Origin of the sequence: Marinobacter nanhaiticus D15-8W (assembly GCF_036511935.1) — a bacterium.
In the GTDB taxonomy this organism is placed as follows: Bacteria; Pseudomonadota; Gammaproteobacteria; order Pseudomonadales; family Oleiphilaceae; genus Marinobacter_A; species Marinobacter_A nanhaiticus.
This window is the reverse complement of sequence record NZ_AP028878.1, coordinates 4,197,975-4,219,957: the sequence shown is the minus strand read 5'-3', so window position 1 is coordinate 4,219,957 and position 21,983 is coordinate 4,197,975. Positions and strand designations below refer to the sequence as shown.

General features: G+C 60.6%; 23 protein-coding genes. 5 read left to right on the top strand and 18 right to left on the bottom strand.

What is annotated here, in order from left to right:
* The 13 genes from RE428_RS18890 to RE428_RS18830 form a co-directional block, all read right to left on the bottom strand.
* The gene (locus RE428_RS18890) at positions 1 to 1,146 is read right to left on the bottom strand and encodes a mechanosensitive ion channel family protein (RefSeq protein WP_004580623.1); all 1,146 of its coding nucleotides are present in this window, start codon (positions 1,144 to 1,146) and stop codon (positions 1 to 3) included.
* Positions 1,147 to 1,314: 168 nt separating this feature from the next.
* The gene (locus tag RE428_RS18885) at positions 1,315 to 1,875 is read right to left on the bottom strand and encodes a PEP-CTERM sorting domain-containing protein (RefSeq protein WP_004580624.1); all 561 of its coding nucleotides are present in this window, start codon (positions 1,873 to 1,875) and stop codon (positions 1,315 to 1,317) included.
* A 138-nt stretch (positions 1,876 to 2,013) separates the two neighbouring features.
* On the bottom strand, positions 2,014 to 3,468 hold the full coding sequence (locus RE428_RS18880; RefSeq protein WP_004580625.1) for an alkaline phosphatase PhoX: 1,455 nt from the start codon (positions 3,466 to 3,468) through the stop codon (positions 2,014 to 2,016).
* Positions 3,469 to 3,635: 167 nt separating this feature from the next.
* Complete coding sequence (gene tatC / locus RE428_RS18875; protein ID WP_004580626.1) at positions 3,636 to 4,427, bottom strand: twin-arginine translocase subunit TatC; 792 nt, start codon at positions 4,425 to 4,427, stop codon at positions 3,636 to 3,638.
* Between the two features lie 6 nt (positions 4,428 to 4,433).
* Positions 4,434 to 4,847, bottom strand: coding sequence for a Sec-independent protein translocase subunit TatA/TatB (locus RE428_RS18870; protein WP_004580627.1), 414 nt, complete (start codon positions 4,845 to 4,847; stop codon positions 4,434 to 4,436).
* A gap of 18 nt (positions 4,848 to 4,865) precedes the next feature.
* Complete coding sequence (tatA, locus tag RE428_RS18865) at positions 4,866 to 5,084, bottom strand: twin-arginine translocase TatA/TatE family subunit (RefSeq protein WP_004580628.1); 219 nt, start codon at positions 5,082 to 5,084, stop codon at positions 4,866 to 4,868.
* 149 nt (positions 5,085 to 5,233) lie between these two features.
* On the bottom strand, positions 5,234 to 5,845 hold the full coding sequence (locus RE428_RS18860; protein WP_004580629.1) for an FMN-binding negative transcriptional regulator: 612 nt from the start codon (positions 5,843 to 5,845) through the stop codon (positions 5,234 to 5,236).
* 35 nt (positions 5,846 to 5,880) lie between these two features.
* A complete protein-coding gene (locus RE428_RS18855; RefSeq protein WP_004580630.1) occupies positions 5,881 to 6,231 on the bottom strand; it encodes a DMT family protein in 351 nt (116 codons plus the stop codon).
* A gap of 105 nt (positions 6,232 to 6,336) precedes the next feature.
* Entirely contained in the window at positions 6,337 to 6,834 is a 498-nt protein-coding gene (locus RE428_RS18850; RefSeq protein WP_004580631.1) for a DUF3291 domain-containing protein, read from the bottom strand.
* Positions 6,835 to 6,933: 99 nt separating this feature from the next.
* Positions 6,934 to 7,434, bottom strand: coding sequence for a TolC family protein (locus tag RE428_RS18845; RefSeq protein ID WP_205624598.1), 501 nt, complete (start codon positions 7,432 to 7,434; stop codon positions 6,934 to 6,936).
* On the bottom strand, positions 7,415 to 8,203 hold the full coding sequence (locus tag RE428_RS18840; protein WP_205624599.1) for a TolC family protein: 789 nt from the start codon (positions 8,201 to 8,203) through the stop codon (positions 7,415 to 7,417). The genes RE428_RS18845 and RE428_RS18840 overlap by 20 nt, the downstream gene beginning before the upstream one ends.
* Positions 8,196 to 11,375: an efflux RND transporter permease subunit gene (locus tag RE428_RS18835; RefSeq protein ID WP_004580632.1), complete on the bottom strand. Its 3,180-nt coding sequence runs from the start codon at positions 11,373 to 11,375 to the stop codon at positions 8,196 to 8,198. The genes RE428_RS18840 and RE428_RS18835 overlap by 8 nt, the downstream gene beginning before the upstream one ends.
* A 95-nt stretch (positions 11,376 to 11,470) precedes the next feature.
* Positions 11,471 to 12,661 (bottom strand): efflux RND transporter periplasmic adaptor subunit, encoded by a 1,191-nt coding sequence (locus tag RE428_RS18830; RefSeq protein WP_004580633.1) that lies wholly within the window; start codon positions 12,659 to 12,661, stop codon positions 11,471 to 11,473.
* Positions 12,662 to 13,267: 606 nt separating this feature from the next.
* On the opposite strand from RE428_RS18830, the gene RE428_RS18825 reads away from it, so the two are divergent.
* On the top strand, positions 13,268 to 14,248 hold the full coding sequence (locus RE428_RS18825; protein WP_004580634.1) for an AraC family transcriptional regulator: 981 nt from the start codon (positions 13,268 to 13,270) through the stop codon (positions 14,246 to 14,248).
* A gap of 127 nt (positions 14,249 to 14,375) precedes the next feature.
* Here RE428_RS18825 and RE428_RS18820 read toward each other — a convergent pair whose 3' ends face one another.
* Positions 14,376 to 15,038 (bottom strand): DsbA family oxidoreductase, encoded by a 663-nt coding sequence (locus RE428_RS18820; RefSeq protein WP_004580635.1) that lies wholly within the window; start codon positions 15,036 to 15,038, stop codon positions 14,376 to 14,378.
* A 113-nt stretch (positions 15,039 to 15,151) separates the two neighbouring features.
* Positions 15,152 to 15,619: a redox-sensitive transcriptional activator SoxR gene (soxR, locus tag RE428_RS18815; protein ID WP_004580636.1), complete on the bottom strand. Its 468-nt coding sequence runs from the start codon at positions 15,617 to 15,619 to the stop codon at positions 15,152 to 15,154.
* Positions 15,620 to 15,720: 101 nt separating this feature from the next.
* Here soxR and RE428_RS18810 point away from each other — a divergent pair, with 101 nt between their 5' ends.
* Together RE428_RS18810 and RE428_RS18805 are read left to right on the top strand one after the other, a co-directional pair.
* Positions 15,721 to 16,290: an NADPH-dependent FMN reductase gene (locus tag RE428_RS18810; RefSeq protein WP_004580637.1), complete on the top strand. Its 570-nt coding sequence runs from the start codon at positions 15,721 to 15,723 to the stop codon at positions 16,288 to 16,290.
* Between the two features lie 61 nt (positions 16,291 to 16,351).
* A complete protein-coding gene (locus RE428_RS18805; RefSeq protein WP_004580638.1) occupies positions 16,352 to 16,732 on the top strand; it encodes a DUF952 domain-containing protein in 381 nt (126 codons plus the stop codon).
* A 50-nt stretch (positions 16,733 to 16,782) separates the two neighbouring features.
* Here RE428_RS18805 and RE428_RS18800 read toward each other — a convergent pair whose 3' ends face one another.
* A complete protein-coding gene (locus tag RE428_RS18800) occupies positions 16,783 to 17,130 on the bottom strand; it encodes a GFA family protein (RefSeq protein ID WP_004580639.1) in 348 nt (115 codons plus the stop codon).
* Positions 17,131 to 17,447: 317 nt separating this feature from the next.
* On the opposite strand from RE428_RS18800, the gene RE428_RS18795 reads away from it, so the two are divergent.
* On the top strand, positions 17,448 to 19,844 hold the full coding sequence (locus RE428_RS18795) for a fatty acid cis/trans isomerase (protein ID WP_004580640.1): 2,397 nt from the start codon (positions 17,448 to 17,450) through the stop codon (positions 19,842 to 19,844).
* A 174-nt stretch (positions 19,845 to 20,018) separates the two neighbouring features.
* The gene (locus RE428_RS18790; protein WP_004580641.1) at positions 20,019 to 21,074 is read left to right on the top strand and encodes an NAD(P)-dependent alcohol dehydrogenase; all 1,056 of its coding nucleotides are present in this window, start codon (positions 20,019 to 20,021) and stop codon (positions 21,072 to 21,074) included.
* 44 nt (positions 21,075 to 21,118) lie between these two features.
* Here the strand turns inward: RE428_RS18790 and RE428_RS18785 are convergent, their stop codons facing one another.
* Both RE428_RS18785 and RE428_RS18780 read right to left on the bottom strand, forming a co-directional pair.
* Positions 21,119 to 21,556 carry an Rrf2 family transcriptional regulator gene (locus RE428_RS18785; protein ID WP_004580642.1) on the bottom strand — a complete coding sequence of 146 codons (438 nt, stop codon included), beginning with the start codon at positions 21,554 to 21,556 and terminating at the stop codon, positions 21,119 to 21,121.
* Between the two features lie 30 nt (positions 21,557 to 21,586).
* A complete protein-coding gene (locus RE428_RS18780; RefSeq protein WP_227500201.1) occupies positions 21,587 to 21,973 on the bottom strand; it encodes a YbaN family protein in 387 nt (128 codons plus the stop codon).
* Positions 21,974 to 21,983 lie beyond the last annotated feature (10 nt).

Here is a 21,983-nt window from a genome sequence, read left to right as displayed (position 1 = left end):
TCAAGAGGCCTCGTCGGTCCTGATACTTTCGGGACCGCGGGGCGGTTGCCGTTTCTCTTCGCTATTCCGGCTCTCGAAAGCCTCCCGGACCTGCTCCTGATCCAGGTTGATCGCCCGAATGGGGTAGGGAATGGTGATACCTTCCTCGGCGAAGCGTTTGTGCAGCAGCTTCATGAACGCCGACTTCACCCAGAAACGATTGAAGTACTCCTTCGCGCGCAACATGACGGTAAAGTTGATGCTGGAGTTGTCGAAGGTGTGGAATAGCACGAAGGTGTTGTACTCAGGCACACCCCACTCATGAGTGCGCAGCACTTCCCGGGCGACTTCCAGTGCCACCCGCTCCACGTGGTCGAGGTCCGAGTCATAGTGAACACCCACCTCGACCGGCACCGAGAGCTCCTTCTGTGGATAGTAGTAATTGATGATTTTCGACTGCGACAGCGCGCTATTGGGCATGATGACCATGTTGTTCGGCAGCATGCGTATCCAGGTAGAGCGCCAGCCGATCTTCTCGACAAAGCCTTGTTCGCCGGAATCCAGTTCGATGAAATCGCCCACCCGGATGGGTTTGTCCATCACCAGCTGGACGCCCGAAAAGAAGTTCTCCAGCGTCGGCTGCAAGGCCAGTGCGACCGCGAGGGACGTAATACCCAGGGAAGCGATGATCGGTGTAATGGAAATACCCAACGTGCCCAGCAGTACCAGCAAACCGAGGCCCCAGATAATACCCCTGGAAACTCCCTTCAGGATCGTGCGGCTGCTGCGTAGCGCTTCCGAGTGCTCAGAATACTGGGTGATGGCACCAGCACAGAGACGGTCGACGAAAACCACCACGGCAGCGATGACGAGGATGTATTCAGCGATTCCGGAATAGGTCGCCAGGTAGGGCAGCGCCAATTCGTAGTGCACACTCAGGGTCTTGAGCAGGATCAGGCTGAACAGCAGTATCAGGAAAGTGAGGGGCCAGGGCAGGGCGCTAATGAACAGGGAGTCGAACTGGTAACGACTCCGGTCGGTCAATCGAAGCAAGCGCCCCAGGATGAGGCGCTTGGCAACCAGCATCACCACCAGTGCACCAAACGTGATACCCAGAACGGTGAACCAGGGGTTCAGCACTGCATCGGCCAGCGGAGTCTCGTCCATTGGCATGCCTCGTAAGGTCAGGAGTTACCTGGATCGAAGCAAGTTCCATTCCCTGGCGCTGGCAGATTGAGCCGGAGAAAGGCCGCCCGCCCGGCTGGGGGACCGGCGGACGGCAAGGAGGGACAGCCCGGTACGGATGTGGGTGGGACCGGGCTGCCGCGTGGCGGGTCAGGCGTTGCTTTTGGCGCGGCGGGCGACGAGGGCAAGACCCCCGGCCAGCATCAGGGCCAGGGTGGAGGGTTCGGGCACGGCTGCGGCGGTCACGACGTCCATGGTGTACTGGAACGAACCCGGCAGGTCGAGGCCCTCTGCACCGCCGACAGCGATGGTGAAGAATCCGGCAGATCCGAGGAACAGGTTGGACAGCATGCTGTTGCCGCCCGGAACGGCCTCTGTACCACCGATATAGGTCAGGGAGCCGTCGGTGAAGTCGCCGCTGTTGCTGAAGAACATCGTGGCAAATTCGTCCGCGACCTGGCCCATGAAGACGCTGATGCCGAACGCGATGTCCGACTCGATGGAGATGGACAATGTTGTCGGTTCGCTAACTTCGAAGGTCCAGAAGTCGACGTTGTTGCTTGAGAAGGTGTCTTCCGTCAGCCACGCATTGCTGCTGTCGACGGTGTCGGTGACCTGACCGTCAACAGGCAGTTCCATGATGCCGGCATTGGCAGCGAAAGGCATGAGGACGAGTAGCGCCAGGCCCGCAGATTGAATCAGTGAACGCATTTCCATATCTCCTTGTTTCGTCATTATGAGGTCGAATGCCGGTCTGCCGAGGTGACCGCATCCAGGATCGTTAAGGCGTCGGTTTTTGTTAGTTGGGGTGCCCACGTCCCTGTGGGCGGCCGTGAACAGTAGGTGTGCTTAGAGCGCACCTTTCTCCCATGGTCCGGTGATCGCGAAGGTGACTCCCGGCGACTGGATGTTCACGAACAGCCAGCGGCCATAGAAGGTGGCGCCGCACCATTCCACGCCGGTGAAGCTTCTGCGAGAGGAGCCATCCATGGATGGCCCCACTTCGTCCCAGAAGAACTCACGGGCGCCCGGGAACGCGGCGTCGATGGTGCTCAGGTCACCCTGGTCCAGTGCGATGCGGTTTTCCGCGAAGGGGAAGGTGATGCCTGCTTGGGTCAGACCGACCAGACGCTTGGGATTGGAGCCCCCGTCCTCGCACATCAGGATGGAGCCACGGGGACTGATGGCGATATTGTCCGGGCCGTCGACTTGGCTGTCGGAGGTGGATTCGAACAGCAGGGTGCAGGTTTCCTTGCGCGGGTCGTAGACGAAGATCTGGCCCAGGCTGGCTGCACCACCGGATGTGGATACGAAGTAGATCTTGCCGTCGTCGTACCAGCAGCCCTCGCCGCGTTCGACGATGGCCGCATCGGTCGCCTGGTCGAAGCAGGACTGGCTCATCGCATCCGGATCACCGATTTCCTGCCAGGTGACGTCCCAGGTGGTGCCGGCAGTAAGGCCGCCGCGCAGGTCAAGGCGGGTAGTGTTGTCCAGCACCATGGCGTAGAGCTTGCCGCCGGATTTCAGGTCACCCCATTTGCCTTCCGGAACGAATTTATAGAAGGCGGAAGAGCCCGCATCTTCAGTCTCGTAGACGATGCCGGTGGCCGGATCGACAGCCACCGCTTCATGGGAGAAACGGCCCATCTCGCGGATCGCTTCGCCATCTGAGAAACCGAAGGCCGGCACTTCGAAGACGTAGCCATGGTTGTAGCCCTGGTGGCCGTTGTTCCACGGATGGAACGTTTCTTCGCAGGACAGCCAGGTGCCCCACGGCGTGGCGCCGCCAGCACAGTTGCGGATGGTGCCGCCCAGGCTGTTGTAGGACGACAGGAACTTGCCTTCCATAATGTCGAACATCAGGTTAGTGGTGCCGCCGTACTGGGCCGGGTTGTAGACACCACGATTGCCACGCGGCAGGCACGGGGCACCTTCGCCTTCGGAGTTTTCGTGGTTGCGCACCAGGGCGATGATGTTGTTCTTGGCGGCCACGACAGCCATGCCGTCGTGGTCGGTCGGGGTGGGCAGCCCGTCGGTCTGGATCATGCCGGTCCAGCCGTAGGTCGTATATTCGAAGCCTTCCGGCAGGGCGAGCAGTTCCAGGCCGGTTGCCTTGTCGGCCTTGAGTGACAGCGGGCCATAGTTATCGGTGTAAGGGAGGCTGGCCGCGTTGGCCTGGCTTGCCATAGCCGCAAAGGCGGTGCTGGCTGCAACGGCCGAACTGCCTTTCATGAAGTCACGACGGTTGAAGACCGGCTGGATTTCCTTATCGCCCTCGAATTCAGGCTTGAACAGGTGAGTCATCAGGAAGCTCCTTGCTTTTGGGGTTCTTTGAGGTTGTAGACTCATCTCCCGGTCTGCCGCCGGGTACGTCCTTTGAGCCGTCCCAACACCTTGCAAGGGTCCTGTGACACTCGGAGGTAAGGGTTTTTACGGTTGGGTGAATATTTCGTGATAATCCCGACAACACACTAAACCTGACTGGCCGCCGCCCGCTCCACCGATTCTTCGTCCGACCGCGTCCAGCGAATCAGCAGGATCGACAGCTCGTACAACAGCACGATCGGCAGCCCCAGGGCGATCTGCGATATCAGGTCCGGTGGCGTGATCAGGGCTGCGACCAGGAAGGTCACGACAATCGCGTGGCGCCGATGCTTGCGTAGCGATTCGGCGGTTACGAGACCGCCCTTGGCCATCACCAGCAGCAATACCGGCAATTCGAAACTCAGCCCGAACGCCAGGATCAGCTTGATCACCAATCCCAGGTATTCACTCACCCGTGCTTCCAGTTCCACGCTGATGCCCTGTTCCACGTTAGGTCGTTCGAAGCTGATAAAGAAGTCCCACGCCAGCGGCATCACCACGTAGAACGCCAGCGACGCGCCCATCACGAACAGCACCGGTGTCATGATAAACAGCGGAGAAAGTGCCTTCTGCTCGCGCTGGTACAGCCCCGGAGCAATGAACTTCCAGACCTGGATCAACGCCAGTGGCAGGGTCACGAACATGGCCATGAAGAAGGACAGCTTGAGGTAGGTGAAGAAGGCCTCGTGCAGCCCGGTGTAGATCATGCGCCGGCCGCTTTCCGCGCCGAAGATCTGCAGCAGCGGCTGCTGCAGGAAGCTGTAGATGTGTTCCGCGAAGAGATAGGAGATCCCGAACACGACAGCAAAGAACGCCAGGCAGTAGAGCAGTCGCGTACGGAGTTCCAGCAGGTGGGTCAACAACGGGGCCTTGGAGAGATCCAGATCGTCATGGCTCATGGCGGGTTACCGCTTGTCTGTCGGCGTTGGGTTGGCGCTGCTGCCTGCCTCGATCTGCGCCTGCCGTTCGGCTTCCGCCTGGCGGGCGGCCTCGGCATCGCGCCGGGCCTGCTCGATTGCCTCGCGGCGGCGTTGATGGTCTTCTGCGGTCAGGCTGCCTGGCCGAAAATCCGCCGGCAGGTTGCGCAGGTCTTCGGGGATCAGGTTGCGCCAGTTCTCGTGCTCAGGGCCCTTGCCCGAGGCAATATCCACCTCGCGCTCAAGCTGGTGCATGCTGCCGACCACATCGCTGTAGAGGCGACGCCCCTTACTCAGCAGGCGTCCACCGGCGCGAAAGAGTTGCGGCATATCCTTGGGACCGATCACGATCAACGCCAAGGCACCGCAGAACAGGAGTTCTACCCAGCTCAGGTCAAACATGGCCGAAGCCTCACTCGATCAGGATGTGGTGCGGCTTTGCGCAGCAGGCTCGGCCGTATCGGTGACTTCAGGTTTCAGGGTGCGGGCTTCATCTTTTTCCGGCTCGTCACGCATGCCGGTCTTGAAGCTCTTGATGCCTTGCGCCAGATCCGACATCAGGGCGGGAATCTTGCCGCGGCCGAACAGGAGCAGGAACAGGATAACCACGAGAACGATTTGCCAGACACTCAGTCCCATGTGAACTCCCTCTCTCATCAATGGCTCACGACGTCCTGGCTGCGAGCTCGTTTGTAGATTCTTTGGTTGAGGGATACGGTCGCACTGGAATGTGTCGACGGTGTGAACAAACGGTGAAGATATGCGGGCATTACCTGTAACCGCCCAAGCTAAGGAACGTAGCGGCCCATGGCCCGGGCTGAGTCTGTACCCTCTGCATCGAGGCCCGTCTTGACGCCAAGGCGGTTGGCTTCCGGCTGGTTCTGGCTGGCCTTGAGCTTGCCCTCCAGGCGCTGGATGGTGATGTCGAGGCCGACGATGGCGCCGATCATTTTCTCGATATAGTCCGCAGGGGCATCGGCGACCGTCCAGGCATCGGCCCGGCGGTGTTCGTTCTGATGAGTCAGGTTTTCCAGATGCTGGCGCAACCAGACAGGATCCTCGATTGCCGAGGCGCGGCCGTGGGCATGGACGACCTGGTAGTTCCAGGTGGGCACGGCCTTGCCGGTTTCCTTCTTGGTGGCGTACCAGCTAGGGGAGATATAGGCGTCGGGCCCCTGGAAGATCACCAGCACATCCGGCGCGTTGCCGATCTGTTGCCACACCGGATTGCCGCGGGCCACATGGCATTGTAGGCGGCCCTTGTCGTCGAGAAAGAACGGCATGTGGTTAGCCTGGGGCACGCCTTTTTCCACCGTGACCAGGGTGCCGAAGCCGGGGTCGCGAATCAGCTGCTGCATGGCATTGGTGTCGGACTGGGCGAAGTGCTTGGGAATGTACATGGGTGACTCCTGGACTCGCTTCCTCTCGCGCCCGGCTAGGCGAGCTTGCTCCTGAACATGAAAAACACCGCGCCGACCAGGCACAGGCCTGCCCAGAGGTAGTCCAGCTTCAGCGGCTCTTTCATGTACAGCACCGAGAAGGGGACGAACACCGACAGGGTGATCACCTCCTGCAGCACCTTGAGCTGACCGAGGCTCAGGGTAGTGTACCCGATCCGGTTGGCGGGCACCTGGAACAGGTACTCCAGTAGCGCAATACCCCAACTCACGAGCGCGGCGATAATCCAGGGCTTGTTGTTGAGTTCCTTGAGGTGGGCATACCAGGCGAACGTCATGAATACGTTGCTGCAGAGCAACAACAGGATGGCAGTTAATGCAGCTGGCATAGAATTACCCGAAGACGAAACGGAAATGAGAAACTGCGCCCGGCGTTTAGATGCACGGGCGAAGTGTTGATTCTAGGGCGTTTCGTCAGGGCTGGACATGCTTATCTATGATGCGGGGCAAGCTTCGTCGAAGCTCTGGGTGATGACGGCATTCTGGTCGCCTGGCGCCGGATAGGCCTGCTTGAAGGTAAAGGCGTCCGGGGAGGGACCGTACTTACGCAGGTAACGCAGACGGGCATCAGCCTCGAGCAACGTGGGCAGGTGCCCTGCCGGAATCCACCACAACACCATGTGCGACTCGCGCATCTTTTCGAACCACTCTTTCTTGCGTCGCAGCACCTCAGTATGTGCCGTGCGGTAGACATAGTGATGCAGGGAATCCACGTCCTCCCAGACCGACATGTTGGCGATCACCTCGGGGCCGAAGTAGTCGATGCTGGTGGCGTCACCCTCTTCCGTCTGCAGGCGCCAGATAAAGCCGGGCGCACTGTCGGCCAGGGCGTTGATGCGGTCCAGGTTGTCCACGAAGTCAGTGAGTTGAGGTGAGTCGATCGGGGCGGAAAGGTGGGCGATGTTGAGTTGGGCGAGATGGAAAGACGACATGCGGGCTCCTCCTTGAGAGCGTGAGGCTCCATTTATAGTAGGCGCTTTTGGTGACGAATCAACCGAACCCGGTCCGGTTGATTCGCCCGGGTAATGGCGTTATTGGACGCTCGCCGTGCTCTCCGGTTCCAGGGGCGCACCCGCCAATGACCGGTAGAGATTGACCATGGACAGGACCGTGGAGGTACGGCTCCTCTCAAGCGCGTTTTCCGTATCCAGTAATTCCTGCTCCGCATCCAATACTTCGAAGTAACCGATGTAGCCGCGTTCATACCGGGTGCGGGCCAGTTCGGCGGCGTTACGAGCCGCTTGTGACGCCTCCTTCAGGAGCGCCGTACGGTCCTGGAAGCGGTGGTAGCGCACGAGCAGGTTTTCCGTTTCTTCCAGCGCTTCGAGTATGACCTGCTCATACTGCGCCAGTGCGGCACTGGCTTCGGCATCCCGGGCGTCGATACGGGCACGGACACGGCCAAAGTTGAGGAAGGTCCAGTCGATACCCAGCGCAACACGACGTGACTCCGAGGAGCTCGTGAACAGGTCGCTGCTGTCGAGCGCGACGGAACCGATCAGGGCATCCAGGCTAAAGCGGGGAAAGCGCATCGATGAGACTCCCCGGTGCCTGTCCGGTCAGCACAGCGATCCGGTGCATGCGGGTGCGTATCTCCGCCTGCAGTTCCGGGATGGCCGCCCGGGTACTCTCCAGTTGCGAACGCGCACGCATGACATCGAAGTTGGTGCTGCGCCCCGCTTCCAGGCGGGCCTCCACGATACCCAGGGAATCCCGCTGAATCTGGACATTCTGCTGGGCAACGTCCAGTTGTTGTTGCAGACCGCGCAACTCGAAGTAACTGCTGGCCACCTGACCCACCAGGGCGACCTGCAGTGCATCGAGTTCAGCGCCCGCAGCTTCGAACCGGGCGGCCTGGGCCTCAGACGCGCGACGCAGGCGGCCGAAAAGGTCCAGCTCCCAACTGGCATTCGCATTGACCTCGTACAGTTCAATGTCGTCGTCGCCGTCTATTGAGGAACGCTCGGCGGCGGCCAGGTGTTGCGAGGCCGCCGATGCGCTGGCGCCAACGGTGGGCAACTGCTCACGGCGACTACCCCGGAGCAGGGCATCGGCCCGCTCGTAGCGCGCGACGGCCACTTTCAGATCCTGGTTGGCAGAGAGGACCTGATCTATGAGGTCCGCCAGGATCGGATCATCGAAACCGCTCCAGAACCGGGCCTCCTGGGCCCGGTCGAAAGGAAGCCCGCTATGGACTTCCGTGAACTGGTCCGGCGCATCGACGGCCGGGTGCTCGTAATCCGGACCTACGGCACAGCCCGCCAGCAGGACAACGGCGAGCAGTAGACTGACTCTATGCATGGCTTTCTCCAGCAGATTCTTCCAACCGGGGCTGAGCGGATACCGACTTTCCGCGCTGCACCAGCGTGCGGAGGGCGACGTAGAACACCGGTGTCAGCAAAAGGCCGAACAGGGTGACGCCAATCATCCCGGTGAAGACGGTAATGCCCATGGCGTTACGTACTTCGCTGCCAGCGCCGGACGCCAGCACCAGAGGTACGACACCGGCGATGAAGGCGACGGAGGTCATGATGATCGGGCGCAAACGCAGCCGGCAGGCTTCGAGAGCGGCGCGGACGGTATCCATGCCTTCCATTTCCTTCTCCCGCGCAAATTCCACGATCAGGATCGCGTTCTTGCAGGCCAATCCCATCAGCACGACAAGTCCGACCTGGACGAACACGTTGTTGTCACCGCCAGTGAGCCAGACGCCGAACAGCGCAGCGAGCAGACACATCGGCACGATCAGGATGACCGCCAGCGGCAGTACCCAGCTTTCATACAGGGCGGCAAGCACCAGGAAGACCAGTAGCAGTGCCAGCGGGAACACGATCATCGCGGCATTGCCTTGGGTAATCTGCTGGTAGCTCAGGTCCGTCCACTGGATGTCCATGCCCCGGGGCAGCACTTGCTCGGCGACGCGGGCCACCGCGTCCAACGCCTCTCCGGAGGACAACACGGTCGGATCGGACTGGCCTACCAGGTCCGCCGCCGGGTAGCCGTTGTAACGGATAACCGGGTCCGGGCCGAAGCTGCGCTTGAGCCGGACCATGGTGCTCAACGGCACCATCTCGCCCTGGTCGTTGCTGACGAACAGGTGTTCGAGGTCATTCACGTCATCCCGGTAGGGCGCATCCGCCTGGGCAACCACCCGATAGGTGCGGCCGAACAGGTTGAAGTCGTTGATGTAGAGCGAACCGAAATAGAACTGCAGGGTGCCGAACAGGTCGTCCAGTCGAACGCCCTGGGCTTTGGCCTGGCGGCGATCCACTTCCGCGTCAAGTTGTGGAACATTGGCCTGGTAAGAGCTGAACGGATAGCTCAGCCCCGGCTCCTGGCTCAGCGCGCCCGCCAACTGGTTGGTGGCGTTCTGCAGGACGCCATAGCCGGCACCCGCGCGATCCTGCACGTACATCGAGTAGCCCGAGCCCGCGCCCAGACCGAAGATCGGCGGCGGCATGAAGGTCACTGCAAAGCCTTCCTTGATGCCGGCCAGTTTGCCGTTGATCTCTCCGGCGATTTCCAGGGCGGTTTTTTCCCGCACGTCGAAGTCGTCGAACAGGATGAACACGGTGCCGATGTTCGGCGTATTGGTGCCCTGCAGGGCGTTGAAGCCAACGAAAGCGGCGGCGTGTGAGACACCTTCGGTGCCCAGCGCCACCTCGCTGACCTTACGTGCAACCTCTTCCGTGCGATCCAGGGACGCACCTTCCGGCAGGCGGATGCTGCCCACCAGGTAGGTCTTGTCCTGGGTCGGGATAAAGCCGCCCGGTACCTGGTTGAACATGTACACCGTGCCGCCCAGCAATAGCACATAGATGCCAAACACCAGTCCGCGGGTACGGAGACTGCGGTGCACGAAGCCCTGGTAGCGCTCGGCGTTACGGTTGAAGAAACGGTTGAACGGACGGAACAGCCAGCCAAACAGCTTGTCGATAACGCGTGCAGGCAGGTCTGGTTTGGCGTCATGGGGCTTCAATAGCGCAGCTGCCAGCGCCGGCGACAGGGTCAGCGAGTTGATGGCCGAGATCACCGTGGCGATGGCGATGGATACCGCGAACTGGCGATAGAACTGGCCGGTAATGCCGTCCAGGAACGCCATGGGTACGAACACCGCGCAGAGTACCAGGCTGATGGCCACGATCGGTCCGCTGACCTCGCGCATCGCCTGGTGGGCCGCCTTGAGCGGCGCAAGGCCTTCCTCGATATTGCGCTCGACGTTTTCCACGACCACGATGGCGTCATCCACCACGATCCCGATTGCGAGCACCATGCCGAACAGGGTCAGGGTATTGATGGAGAATCCCAGCAGCGACAGGATCGCGAAGGTTCCGACGATGGAGACCGGCACCGCGAGCAGCGGGATCAGTGACGCGCGCCAGGTCTGCAGGAACAGGATGACCACGAGTACCACCAATGCCACCGCTTCCAGCAGCGTGGTGATCACGGCCTTGATCGAGGTGCTGACGAAAACCGTGGGGTCGTAGGCCACTTCCCATTCCAGCCCTTCCGGGAAGTTGTCGTCCAGTTCGGCCATTTTCGCGCGAACGGCGGCGGAGACCTCCAGCGCGTTCGAGCCCGGTGACTGGAAGATCGGCAGCGCTACCGCCTGCTTCCCGTTAAGCAGGGCACGCAGGGAGTCTTCCGAGGAGGCCAGTTCGGCGCGGCCGATGTCCCGCAGCCGGACGACGCGTCCGTCCTGGCCGGTCTTGATGACGATGTTCTCGAATTCCTCGGCGCTTTCCAGGCGGCCTTGCGCATTGATGGAAATCAGGAAGTCGTTGGCTTCCGGCATCGGCTGGGCGCCGATCTGACCGGCGGAGACCTGGATGTTCTGTTCGCGGATGGCATTGGCCACATCACCCGCCGTCAGACCATAGGACGCTGCACGCTGCGGATCGACCCACAGACGCATGGCATAGTCGCCGGCGCCGAACAGGCCGGCCTGGCCCACGCCGGGTATACGCGCCAATTCGTCGCGGATATGCAGTACGCCGTAGTTGCGAATGTAGGTGGCGTCGAAGGTGTTGTCCGGCGACAGCAAGTGCACCGCCATCATCAGGTTGGGCGACTGCTTCTGCGTCGTCACACCCTGGCGCCGTACGTCTTCTGGCAGGCGGGGCAGGGCTTGGGTGACGCGGTTCTGGACCTGCACCTGGGCACGGTCCGGATCGGTACCCAGCTTGAACGTTACGGTCAGCGCCAGGGTGCCGTCACTGCCGGCCACGGATTTCATGTAGATCATGTCTTCCACGCCGTTGATGGATTCCTCCAACGGAGTGGCGACGGTTTCAGAGATGGTTTTCGGGTTGGCGCCCGGGTAACGGGCAGTGACCTGAACGCTGGGCGGCACCACCTCCGGGTATTCGCTGACCGGCAAACCGGGAATGCTGATCAGCCCCACCACGAAGATGATGATGGACAGGACCGAGGCGAAGATCGGCCTGTCGACGAAGAATTTCGAGAAGTTCATGACATAACTCTCCCGGGGCGCGGTCCCGGGGACCGCGCCAGATAGGATTTAATCAATTTGGAATGCTTGGGGACTGCCTGTTGCCTGGTGACGCGCTAGTGCGTGCTGGCGACCTGGGGTTGTTCGCGTTCGCTGGGGCGCATGGCGACCAGTTCCGGCGCGACCTGCATGCCAGGCATCAGGATCTTCTGCAAACCGTTGACCACGATGCGGTCGTCGGCCTTGAGGCCCTCGTGAACCACGAGCAGGCCGTTGGACCGCTCACCGGGTTCGATATAGCGGCGATTGACCTTATTGTCGTCCTCCAACACGTAGACGTATCGACGGTCCTGGTCAGTGAGCACCGCTTGCTGGTCTACCAGTAGTGCCTGGTCCAGTTCGGCCACCGGCATCTGAACCCGGGCGAACTGGCCCGGGCGAATGATGCCTTCAGGGTTCGCCATGACCGCGCGGTACTGCAGGGTGCCGGTGCTGGCGTCCAACTGGTTGTCCACAAAATCCACCAGGGCTTCATGGCCGAAGCCATCCTCACCGGCGAGGCTGACCTTCACTGACGGTAGCTGGTCGTCACCCAGACGGTTCAAGGCTTCGGTGGCGGTCTGCTCGTCGCTTTCGAAATAGACGTAGACCGGATCCACCGAAACCACGCGAGTCAGCAGGGTCTGGTCGCTCGAGGCGAGGTTGCCCCGGGTGACGAAGGCCCGGCTCACGCGGCCGTTTATCGGTGAACGGATCTCGGTGTATTCCAGGTTTAGCTCGGCGCTGTCCAGCGCGGCTTCAGCGGCCAATACGGCAGACTGCGCGGTGGCCATCGCCGATTCACGCTGGTCGTATTCCTCCTGGGAAATCGCCCGGCTATCCAGTAACTGCTTGGCGCGGCGGGCCTCGCTCCGGGCCAGAGCATACTGGCTGCGGGCGCGGCTGAGCTCGGCTTTGGCCGCGTTCGCCGCCGCCTGGTAGGGCCGGGCGTCGATCTGGAATAGCAGGTCACCCTGCTTCACCAGCTCACCTTCCTCGAAGGCCACCTTGTCGATGTAGCCGCTGACCCGCGGGCGCAGCTCCACGGATTCCGGTGCGACAACGCGACCGGTAAAGCCATCCCAGAGGGTCACCGGCTCAGGTTTGACCCGAGCGACATCGACCGCTGGCGGTGGCGGCGGAGCCGCTGCCTCCTCGCTGTGGACATCGCAGCCTGCCAGACCAACGACCAGCAGCATTGAAAGGACCAGGGATAGATAGGGTGTTCGGGTTCTCACAAGCGCGTGTTTTTTCAGAAACAAGTCCATGAATCGCGTTCTCCTCGCGAGCGGTTAATCGAATCGTCGTGGTTGGCACTGGGAGTCCATGCAGGGGGGTGCTGCACGGTCGCACAGACGAAAGTCTCCACGCCTGCCCCTGGATGCATGAGCCAATCAGGCGGTGGGTATGGTGTGGATGATTTCCGTCGAAGACGTGAGGCTAATGTAAGGGCGCGTGCCTGATCTGCGGTAACCGGTTTCTGCGAAGAGATTGCCCATTTCTCCACAAGTTCGAAGTTTTGGTTGGCGCGCGCACTTGGCTGTTCGGCCCAGGACTGCGTAGCTCCGCCTTGGAACGTCGTTTGGAAGGAAAAAACGATAACGCCATAAAACGCTGAACAATATTGCACAGGTGTGACAGTGAGGCGTGTTAGAGACGTTTCGCCGGATAATCTCAAAAGGTGGGTTCAATGTGGTGCATGGCGGTTGCGGGATTAAAAAGAGCACTGAATAAATGCACAACCGTTGATGATTTGCCCGTTCCTGTCACGTGCTTGCCTATTCCTGCTAAATTTAATAAGCCAGCGCTGACGGTTTTTTGTCCATGCGTATACTGGAGTCCGTTTTGTCGGCCGCAAAGGCAGGAGAGAGACCGTGCTTGTGAGAGACCTCAGCTTCGATATGTACGACCGGGCAACACCAGACAAGAGTCTGGAAGCCGTCCGCCTGCGGCTGGCCCAGACCCTGCAGCGTTGGTCCGAAGACCAGAAAATCCAGGGCACGGCGGTGCCAGGCCTGGAAATCTTCCGTTCCGACTCGCCCACCAGCTGTGTGTCCGGTGTATACGACCCGTCCCTGATCTTCGTCGTACAGGGCCATAAGACAGTGAACTTTGGCGACCGTGAGTTGATGTATGGTCCGCTTTCCTATCTGGTGTCGTCGGTTCATATTCCGGTGATGGGGCGCATCGTGACAGCATCGCCAGACATGCCTTACCTGGCCATGAAGATCACGGTCGACCCTCAGGAAGTCAGTAACCTGGTGCTGGAGATGGGTAGCCAGCTCAAGTTCGACCCGGAGGCGGAAGCCTGTCCGGAAAGTGCCTGCGGCCTCTGCCTGGCGCAGATGGACAAGGGTATGCTGGATGCGGTCAGTCGTCTGACGAGTCTGCTTGAGACCCCTGACGATATCTCGATACTGGCGCCGTTGGCCCGGCGCGAGATCATCTACCGCGCCCTGATAGGCGAGATGGGCCCGCGCATGCGCAAGTTTGCCGTGGCGGATTCATCAGTCCATCGGGTTTCCCGGGTGATTGCGGTACTCAAGGATCGTTACACGGAAAGTCTGCGGGTGAAGGACCTGGCGGAAGAAGTGAACATGAGCGAGTCCGCCTTGTTCCACACATTCAAGCAAGTGACCCGCATGTCGCCGCTGCAGTTCCAGAAGAAGTTGCGGCTACTCGAGGCAAGGCGTTTGATGCTGGCGGAGGGGCTTGAGGCGGCTACCGCCAGTTACCGGGTGGGCTATGAGAGCCCGTCCCACTTCAGCCGCGAGTACAGCCGCTTGTTCGGCGCACCGCCCCGGGCCGACGTGGTTAAGTTGCGAGGGGAGCAGCGGGTGTCGGCGCCGGCGTAGGGAGAGCACCGGTTTTGTAGTTGCGTAGGTCGGGTTAGCAGAGCGTAACCCGACCTACAACGGCTTTGCCGGTTTTAATGTTGCCAACCCTGCCCGCGTAATCTCGCCATCCACTTGTTTTTTGCCATCAAACCGGCGACGTCTCGATCCGGTCCTCGGCAATTTCCCGGAACGCCTTTACCAGCGTATGAGGCTCCTGGGCACCGGAGATCAGGTAGCGCTGGTTAACGATAAAGGCGGGCACTGCGGTAACGCCGGCTTGCTGGTAGCGTTCCTCGTCGGCCCGGACGGCGACCGCGTAATCATCGGAATCCAGCACATGCTGGGCGGCGTCGCCCTCCAGTCCAATCGCCTCGACGCATTGCCTCAGCACCGCATCGTCCGAAACATTCTCCGCACGGCCGAAATAGGCTTCGAACAGGGCCAGCTTGAGTTCGGTCTGGCGGTTCTGGGTTTTCGCCCACTTCAGCAGGCGGTGGGCATCGAAGGTGTTGCGCGCATAGCGTTCCTGCAGCTTGCCGAAGTTGAGCCCGAGGCCATGGGCGATGTCCATCATCTGGGCCTGGGTCGACTCCATTTCGGCGGCGCTACGGCCATACTTGCGGCTGAGATGCTCCAGGATAGGCTCGCCGGCCAGCGGCATATCCGGGTTGAGCTCGAACGCATGCCAGTCGAGGGTAAAGCTGAATTCGTCGTTGACCTCTTCCATCGCCTGCTTCAGGCGCGCATAACCAATAGCGCACCACGGACAGGCAACATCGGAGACGATGTCTATCCGCAAGGTTTTCATGGTGATACTCCCGCTTTGAAGTTCATAGACTTCAGTGCATTAGCATACCGCGAAGTTTGGGCGTGATCATCTTTTAATCAAAGGGACAATTGTTCGCAATCCGTTGGTTCGTTTCATTGTCTGTCCGGATCCAGCAGTCTGGGGCCTGAGCCTTCATCTCCCAGGTTATCCGAGGGATTGCGTAGTTTGCAGGCGTCCATGGAAAGGCAGCCACAGCCAATACATTCGCCCAGGTGATCACGCAGGCGGGTTAGCTTTGCGATACGGTCATCCAGTTCTGTCTGCCAGCGGGCAGAGAGTCGTTGCCAGTCCTCGGCGGTGACCGTGCGTTCCTTGGGCAGCGTAGCGAGGGCGTCGGCGATTTTTGCAAGGGGTATCCCCAGCCGCTGCGCCACCTTGATTACCGCGATCCGGCGCAGCACGTCCCGGTGAAAGCGCCGCTGGTTGCCGTTGCTGCGCCAGCTGCTGATCAACCCCTTCTGCTCATAGAAATGGATGGCTGAGACGGCGACGCCGCTGCGCCGGCTGACTTCGCCCACCGTGAGCGGGTTCTGGATATTGCTGGCGTCTATGTTCGCCATGGTTTTCTCCGATGATGGTTTTGTTTGACCTCAACTTTACTTGAGGTTTTAAGCTTCCTTCCAGCTTCAGGCACCAACACAAACGAAGGTAGGAGGATGTTATGGGAGAGCGCACACGTATCGGCGTGATCATGGGCAGCGTGCGGGAAGGGCGACTTTGCGACCGGGTGACTGCCTGGGTGGTTCGGTCGCTGCAGGGTATGGAACAACTCTCCGTACAGGTCATAGATCCCGTGCAGTTCGGTATCGGTGGCGGACGACCCAAGGGGGTGTTCGCCAAGGACCTGTCGAAGCAGCTGGCCGGGATGGACGGCTTCATCGTGATCACCCCGGAGTACAACCACAGTTTTCCGGCCGCGCTCAAGGAACTGATCGATTCGGCTTACGACGAGTGGCAGACCAAGCCGGTGGGGTTTGTCAGCTACGGCGGAATATCCGGCGGTATACGGGCGGTCGAGCAACTGCGCCAGGTCTTCGCCGAACTCCATACCGTGACTCTGAGGGATTCTGTAGCGCTGCCGGATATCTGGAGCCGGTTCGACGACAGCGGCGAGTTGATCGATGCGGGGCGCACCGACTCGTCGCTAAGGAAAATGGTCCAGCGTTTGCGTTGGTGGGCCGCCGCGACACGCAGCGCGCGAAGCGTTGCGCCTTACGACGAGGCAGTGTGAGTCGGGCGTGTCACAGATGGGCGATCTATAGCGTCATTGAGGTTCAAGCCAAGGAGGAGAAATGACTCAAGATATTCTGTACCGCGTGGTTTCGGCCAGGGAGTGGAGTGACGCGCAACGAACCGGCCGTATTCGCCGCTGCAGGAACGACCGCCGGGCGGGTCGTATCCACCTCAATACGCGGGCGGCGGTGGAAACCGTAGCCGCCCGCTATTTTACCCCCGAGGAACTGCCTCTAGCCGTCGCCCTCGATACCCGTCACTTTGCGGAGGATATTGAGTGGCTGGCGCCGACCGACGAGCATCCGTGGTATTACCCGATGCTGGACCGACCTCATCTTCAGCTGGAGTGGATCACGGCGCTATATCCGCTGGAGGCTTGCAGACGCCAGCAAGGGCGGCGTTACGTCCTGGGTCCGGAGGCCTTGGTATGGGCGTTGTAACGAGGATGGGCGGCAGGCCGGCGATCTGCTCCGCCGGCTGCCAAGTCACCTCAGACGCTGCGACCGTCGAAATGATTGATTTGCAGACTGCCCAGGTCGAGGTCGGGAATGCAGCGGGCGTTGATCGCAGCGACCTCGTTGCCGCGGGGATCCTCTCCAAATCCCACAGGCGCGCAGCCGCAAGTCGGACAGAAGTTATGCTGGATCTTGTGGGTGTTGAAGGTGTAGCTGCTCATGTTGTTTTCCGGTGTCTTCAGCTTGACTGCCTCCCGGGGTACGAACCAGAGCAGGTAGCCGCGCCGACTGCAGATTGAGCAGTTGCAGGCCATCAGGCTGTCGATGTCACCTTCCACTTCGTAAGCTATATTGCCGCAGTGACAACTCCCTTCGTATCGCATGTTGCCTCCCTCGCCGAGCTTTCTTGGATTTGCCGAGATTTTTTGGTTTTGATAGGACAGAGCTGGACTCCACAACATAGACCCGTTTGCAGGTGCTGGCCACTGGCCGTCGGAGCACACAGTAATGTGATTGACAGCCGCTTGCCGTATTTTCTCCCTATAATGAGCGCTTTGCTTTGGCGGCACGTATCTAGTCTGGCTGTTCGTTCGATTCCCCGCGTCTCGGAAGGCTGATGAATTAACGACACCGTGCTCTATGCCCCGATCCGCCCCGTACCTCGGTCGATAGCGACCACCGTATTTGAAAAGGATGTCCGATGCCCCAAGTCGACCGACGTCGTCGATCCACACAGGTTGCCGTGCTGGTTCTCCTCAGTGGCCTGATCTATGCCTGTAGCCAGATTCCGACCTACGACAATCCCCAGCCGCTGGTTGCCATCAACCAGACCTATAGCTATCAGGAGGATATCCGGCCCATCTTCGAATCCAAGTGCATCGCCTGCCATGGCTGCTACGACGCGCCCTGCCAACTCAAACTCACCAGTGCCGAGGGTGTCGAACGTGGCGCCTCGCCATTACCGGTCTACGACGGGAGCCGGCTGGAGGACATGATGCCCACGCGGTTGGGCGTCGATGCGCTCAACGCGACCGATTGGCGAGGGAAGGGCTTCTTCTCCGTGCTGCATGGGGAAGCTGCTGGCGCTCTGGATGCGCGGGATACGGCGGTACTGTTCAAAATGATCGAACTGGGGCGTGGGCATCCGCTGCCCGCCAACAGCCGGGTGCCGGAGGACGTCAGGTTAGGTATTGGCCGTGCCCAGAGCTGTCCAACGCTTTCCGGCTTCGCCGATTATGCGGAGGCCAACCCCCATGGCGGGATGCCCTTCGCAACCACCGGGCTGACAGACCAGGAATATCAAACGCTGAGCACCTGGATTGCAGAGGGCGCGGTAACCGAACCCGCGCCGTATGCCCCCAGAGCCGCGGAAAGGGCTGCCGTCGAGCGGTGGGAATCCTTCTTCAACCAGTCCGGACTGCGGGAGCAGCTGGTCGCCCGTTACCTGTTCGAGCACCTGTTTGCGGCGCACCTTCATTTTCCCGATGTCGACGGTAGCCACTTCTACGAACTGGTGCGGTCCTGGACGCCTCCGGGCGAACGCATCTTGCCGGTCGCCACGGTGCGCCCGAACGACGACCCCGAAGGCCAGTTCTATTACCGATTGCAGCCCATCACCCGCACCATCGTCGAGAAGACGCACATCACCTATGCCCTTGGCGATGCACGCATGGAGCGCTACCAGTCATTGTTCCTGGAGTCCGACTGGAAAGTCAGCGAACGGCCGGGCTACGGCTATGACGAACGCTCCAACCCATTCGAGGTTTTTGCCGCGATTCCAGCAAGAGCCCGCTACCAGTTCATGCTGGACAACGCCGAATACTTCGTCCGTAACTTTATCCGTGGCCCGGTGTGCCGTGGTCAGATTGCCACTGATGTCATCCGCGACCAGTTCTGGACGGTGTTCGAGGATCCGGACCAGGAGGCCTATGTCAACGATGCTGCCTACCGCGACGAGGTCACGCCGCTGCTCGGTCTGCCCGGTCAGGACAGCGATATTCTCGCCCTCGGGCCGGAGTGGTTCGACTACAAGGGCAAGCGTAACGACTACCTCAAGCTGCGTCAGAGCCATTACGCGAAGCGAAAAACCGATGGCGCCACGGTGGACGAAATCTGGGATGGCGACGGCTGGAACCGGGACGCACTGCTGACAATCTTCCGCCACCACGACAGTGCGTCGGTGCGTCGCGGGCTCCATGGCCAGGTGCCGCGGACCATCTGGGTGATGGATTACCCGCTGCTTGAACGCACCTATTACGAGCTGGTGGTGAACTTCAATGTCTTCGGCAGCGTCTCGCACCAGGCTCAGACCCGACTTTACTTCGACCTGATCCGCAACGGTGCCGAGCACAATTTCCTGCGTTATGTGCCGGCCGACGCGCGCCAGGCCATCTACGACCACTGGTACCAGGGTTCGGGCAAGATCAAGGACGCCATTAGCTATACCGATCTCGATACCGACACTTCAGTGGCGATGGACTACGAGTCGGTGGACGATCGCCAGGACGAGTCGGTCGTTATGCATCGCTTTGCGACGTTGCTGATGGAGCGGGCGGATAAGGTGGTCGGTCCGCCAGACACCCTGAATCGATGCGGTGGTGCGACCTGTGACCGTCCGGGGTTGAGCGATAGCCAGCGCCAGGCCGAAGCGCTCCTGCGCCCACTGACCCGTGAAACCGGTGCCACGCTCCCCGCGATTACCCGTCTGCCTGAAGTGACCTTCCTGCGAGTGACGGACGGTGATGAGCGCTGGGTCTATACGCTGGTTCACAACCGCGCCCATTCCAACGTCGCTTTCATGTTCGGCGAGGACAGCCGCTTGCTGCGGGACGAAGACACGGTGACGGTGCTCAATGGCACGCTGGGCAGCTATCCCAACTTCAGTTTTGACGTGCCGCTGGCGGAACTCGACCCGTTCGTCTCGGCATTCCGGGCCATCGATACCCAGGATGACTTGCATGCCTTGGCGGCTCGTTGGGGAATTCGCCGGACGCACCCTGAGTTCTGGACACTGATGGCCGATTTCCAGGCCTATGTACGGGAAACGGAACCTACCGAAGCGGGTGTTTTTGACGTGAACCGCTACGAAAACCTCTGAGCGACCCACGGGCCTGCGTGGCAGGCCCTTCCTGTTTTCTCCTGCAACATTGACCCCAATCAAGGGTGCTATCTGCGGACCGCGTATCGTGACATAACGACGTTATAGTTGCGTTTGGCAATCACCCTACGGTCAGGATGGTTGGCGGCCGATTCACTGTTTGGAGGACAGGTCATGAATACGATGAGGGCAGCTGTATTTGTGGAACCGGGACGGATCGAACTGCAGGAGAAGCCGATCCCGGAAATCGGACCGACGGATGCGTTGTTGAAGGTCACCACGACCACCATCTGCGGTACCGATGTGCACATCCTGAAGGGCGAGTATCCGGTAGCGGCCGGCCTCACCGTGGGCCACGAGCCGGTCGGCATCATCGAGGCGCTCGGGGAGGCCGTAACCGGGTATGAGGTGGGGCAGCGGGTTATCGCCGGGGCGATCACACCCTGCGGCCAGTGCCACCCCTGCCTGGGCGGCGACAAGAGTCAGTGCGGCGGCAAGGTCATGGGTGGCTGGCAGATGGGCAACACGATCGATGGCTGTCAGGCCGAATACGTGCGCATTCCCAATGCCATGGCCAACCTGACGCTGGTGCCCGAGGGGCTCAGCGACGAACAGGTCCTGATGTGTCCGGATATCATGAGTACCGGCTTCGGCGGCGCCGAGAGTGGTCATATCCGTATCGGCGATACGGTAGCCATCTTCGCCCAGGGCCCGATAGGCCTCTGTGCTACCGCCGGTGCCAAGCTGATGGGCGCGACCCGCATCATCGTCGTCGACGGTGTCGATGAGCGGCTGGAGGTGTCCCGCAAGCTGGGCGCGGATCACGTGATCAACTTCCGCCGCGACGATCCGCAAGAAAGCATCATGGCCTTGACCGAGGGGCGAGGTGTGGACGTGGCCATTGAGGCGCTGGGCACCCAAGAGACTTTTGAGTCCTGTTTGCGGGTACTGCGGCCGGGCGGAACCCTCTCCAGCCTGGGCGTCTATTCCGGCAAGCTGACCATGCCGCTGGAAGCGATCGCTGCCGGATTGGGCGACCACAAGATCGTCACGACCCTATGCCCGGGCGGCAAGGAGCGGATGCGGCGCCTGATGGCGGTCATCGACTCCGGTCGCGTAGACCTCACGGCCATGGTGACCCATCGCTTCAAGCTTGACGATATCGTCGAGGCCTACGATCTCTTTTCCCATCAACGGGATGGGGTGCTCAAGGTGGCAATTACGCCTTGAGTGGGAAACGCAGGGAAGGCCGGCGCGTATGACGCCGGCCTTCATCAGGCGATCTGCAATAGCCGTAGCAGCTGGGGTTTCTGCCGATCCGGAAGAACGTCAGCCAACGTGTACTGGTCGAGGGTCTCCAGGAAGGCCATCAATGCTTCCGCCAGGATGTTCTTCAACCCGCACACCGGTGTGATGCAACACTTGTTCTTCGACGAGAAACATTCCACCAGGTTCAGGTCCTGCTCGGTCTCCCGTACCAGTACACCGATGTTGATGTCATCCGGCCTGCGATGCAGGCGCAGGCCGCCATTCTTGCCCCGGATGCTTTCGATATAGCCTTTCAGCGTCAATTGATGGACCACCTTCATCAGATGGTTCTTGGAGATATCGTAGCTATCGGCGATTTCCTGGATGGTGGCCAGGCGATCCTGTTGGAGGGCGAGATAGATCAATACCCGAAGGGAATAGTCAGTATATCGGGTGATGTGCATGCAATAACTCCAGCAAAAACAACGACCAGCTCAGCGAGAAGGCCGGGTGAACAGGAAGACCAGCAGGCCGCAGAAGAATACGGCCAATCCTGCCAGCAGCCATATCGAGGCGCCGGAAGCGAACAGCATACCCCAACTCAACAGCAGCATCGCGCAGGCCAGCCACTTGGCCCGCATAGGTACGGCGCGACGCGTCTTCCAGTTCTCTATGATTGGACCGAAAGTACGGTGGTTGTGCAGCCAGCGATGAAATTCCGGCGAGCTGCGCCCAGCCGACCAGGCAGCCAGCAGCACGAAGGGCGTGGTGGGAAGCAGCGGCAGCACGATGCCGGCAATCGCCAGGCCCAGGCTGGTGTAGGCAAGAATACGGTATCCGATCAAACCGGGGCTCATGAGTCCTATTGGGTCGCCTTGCATGGATACCTCC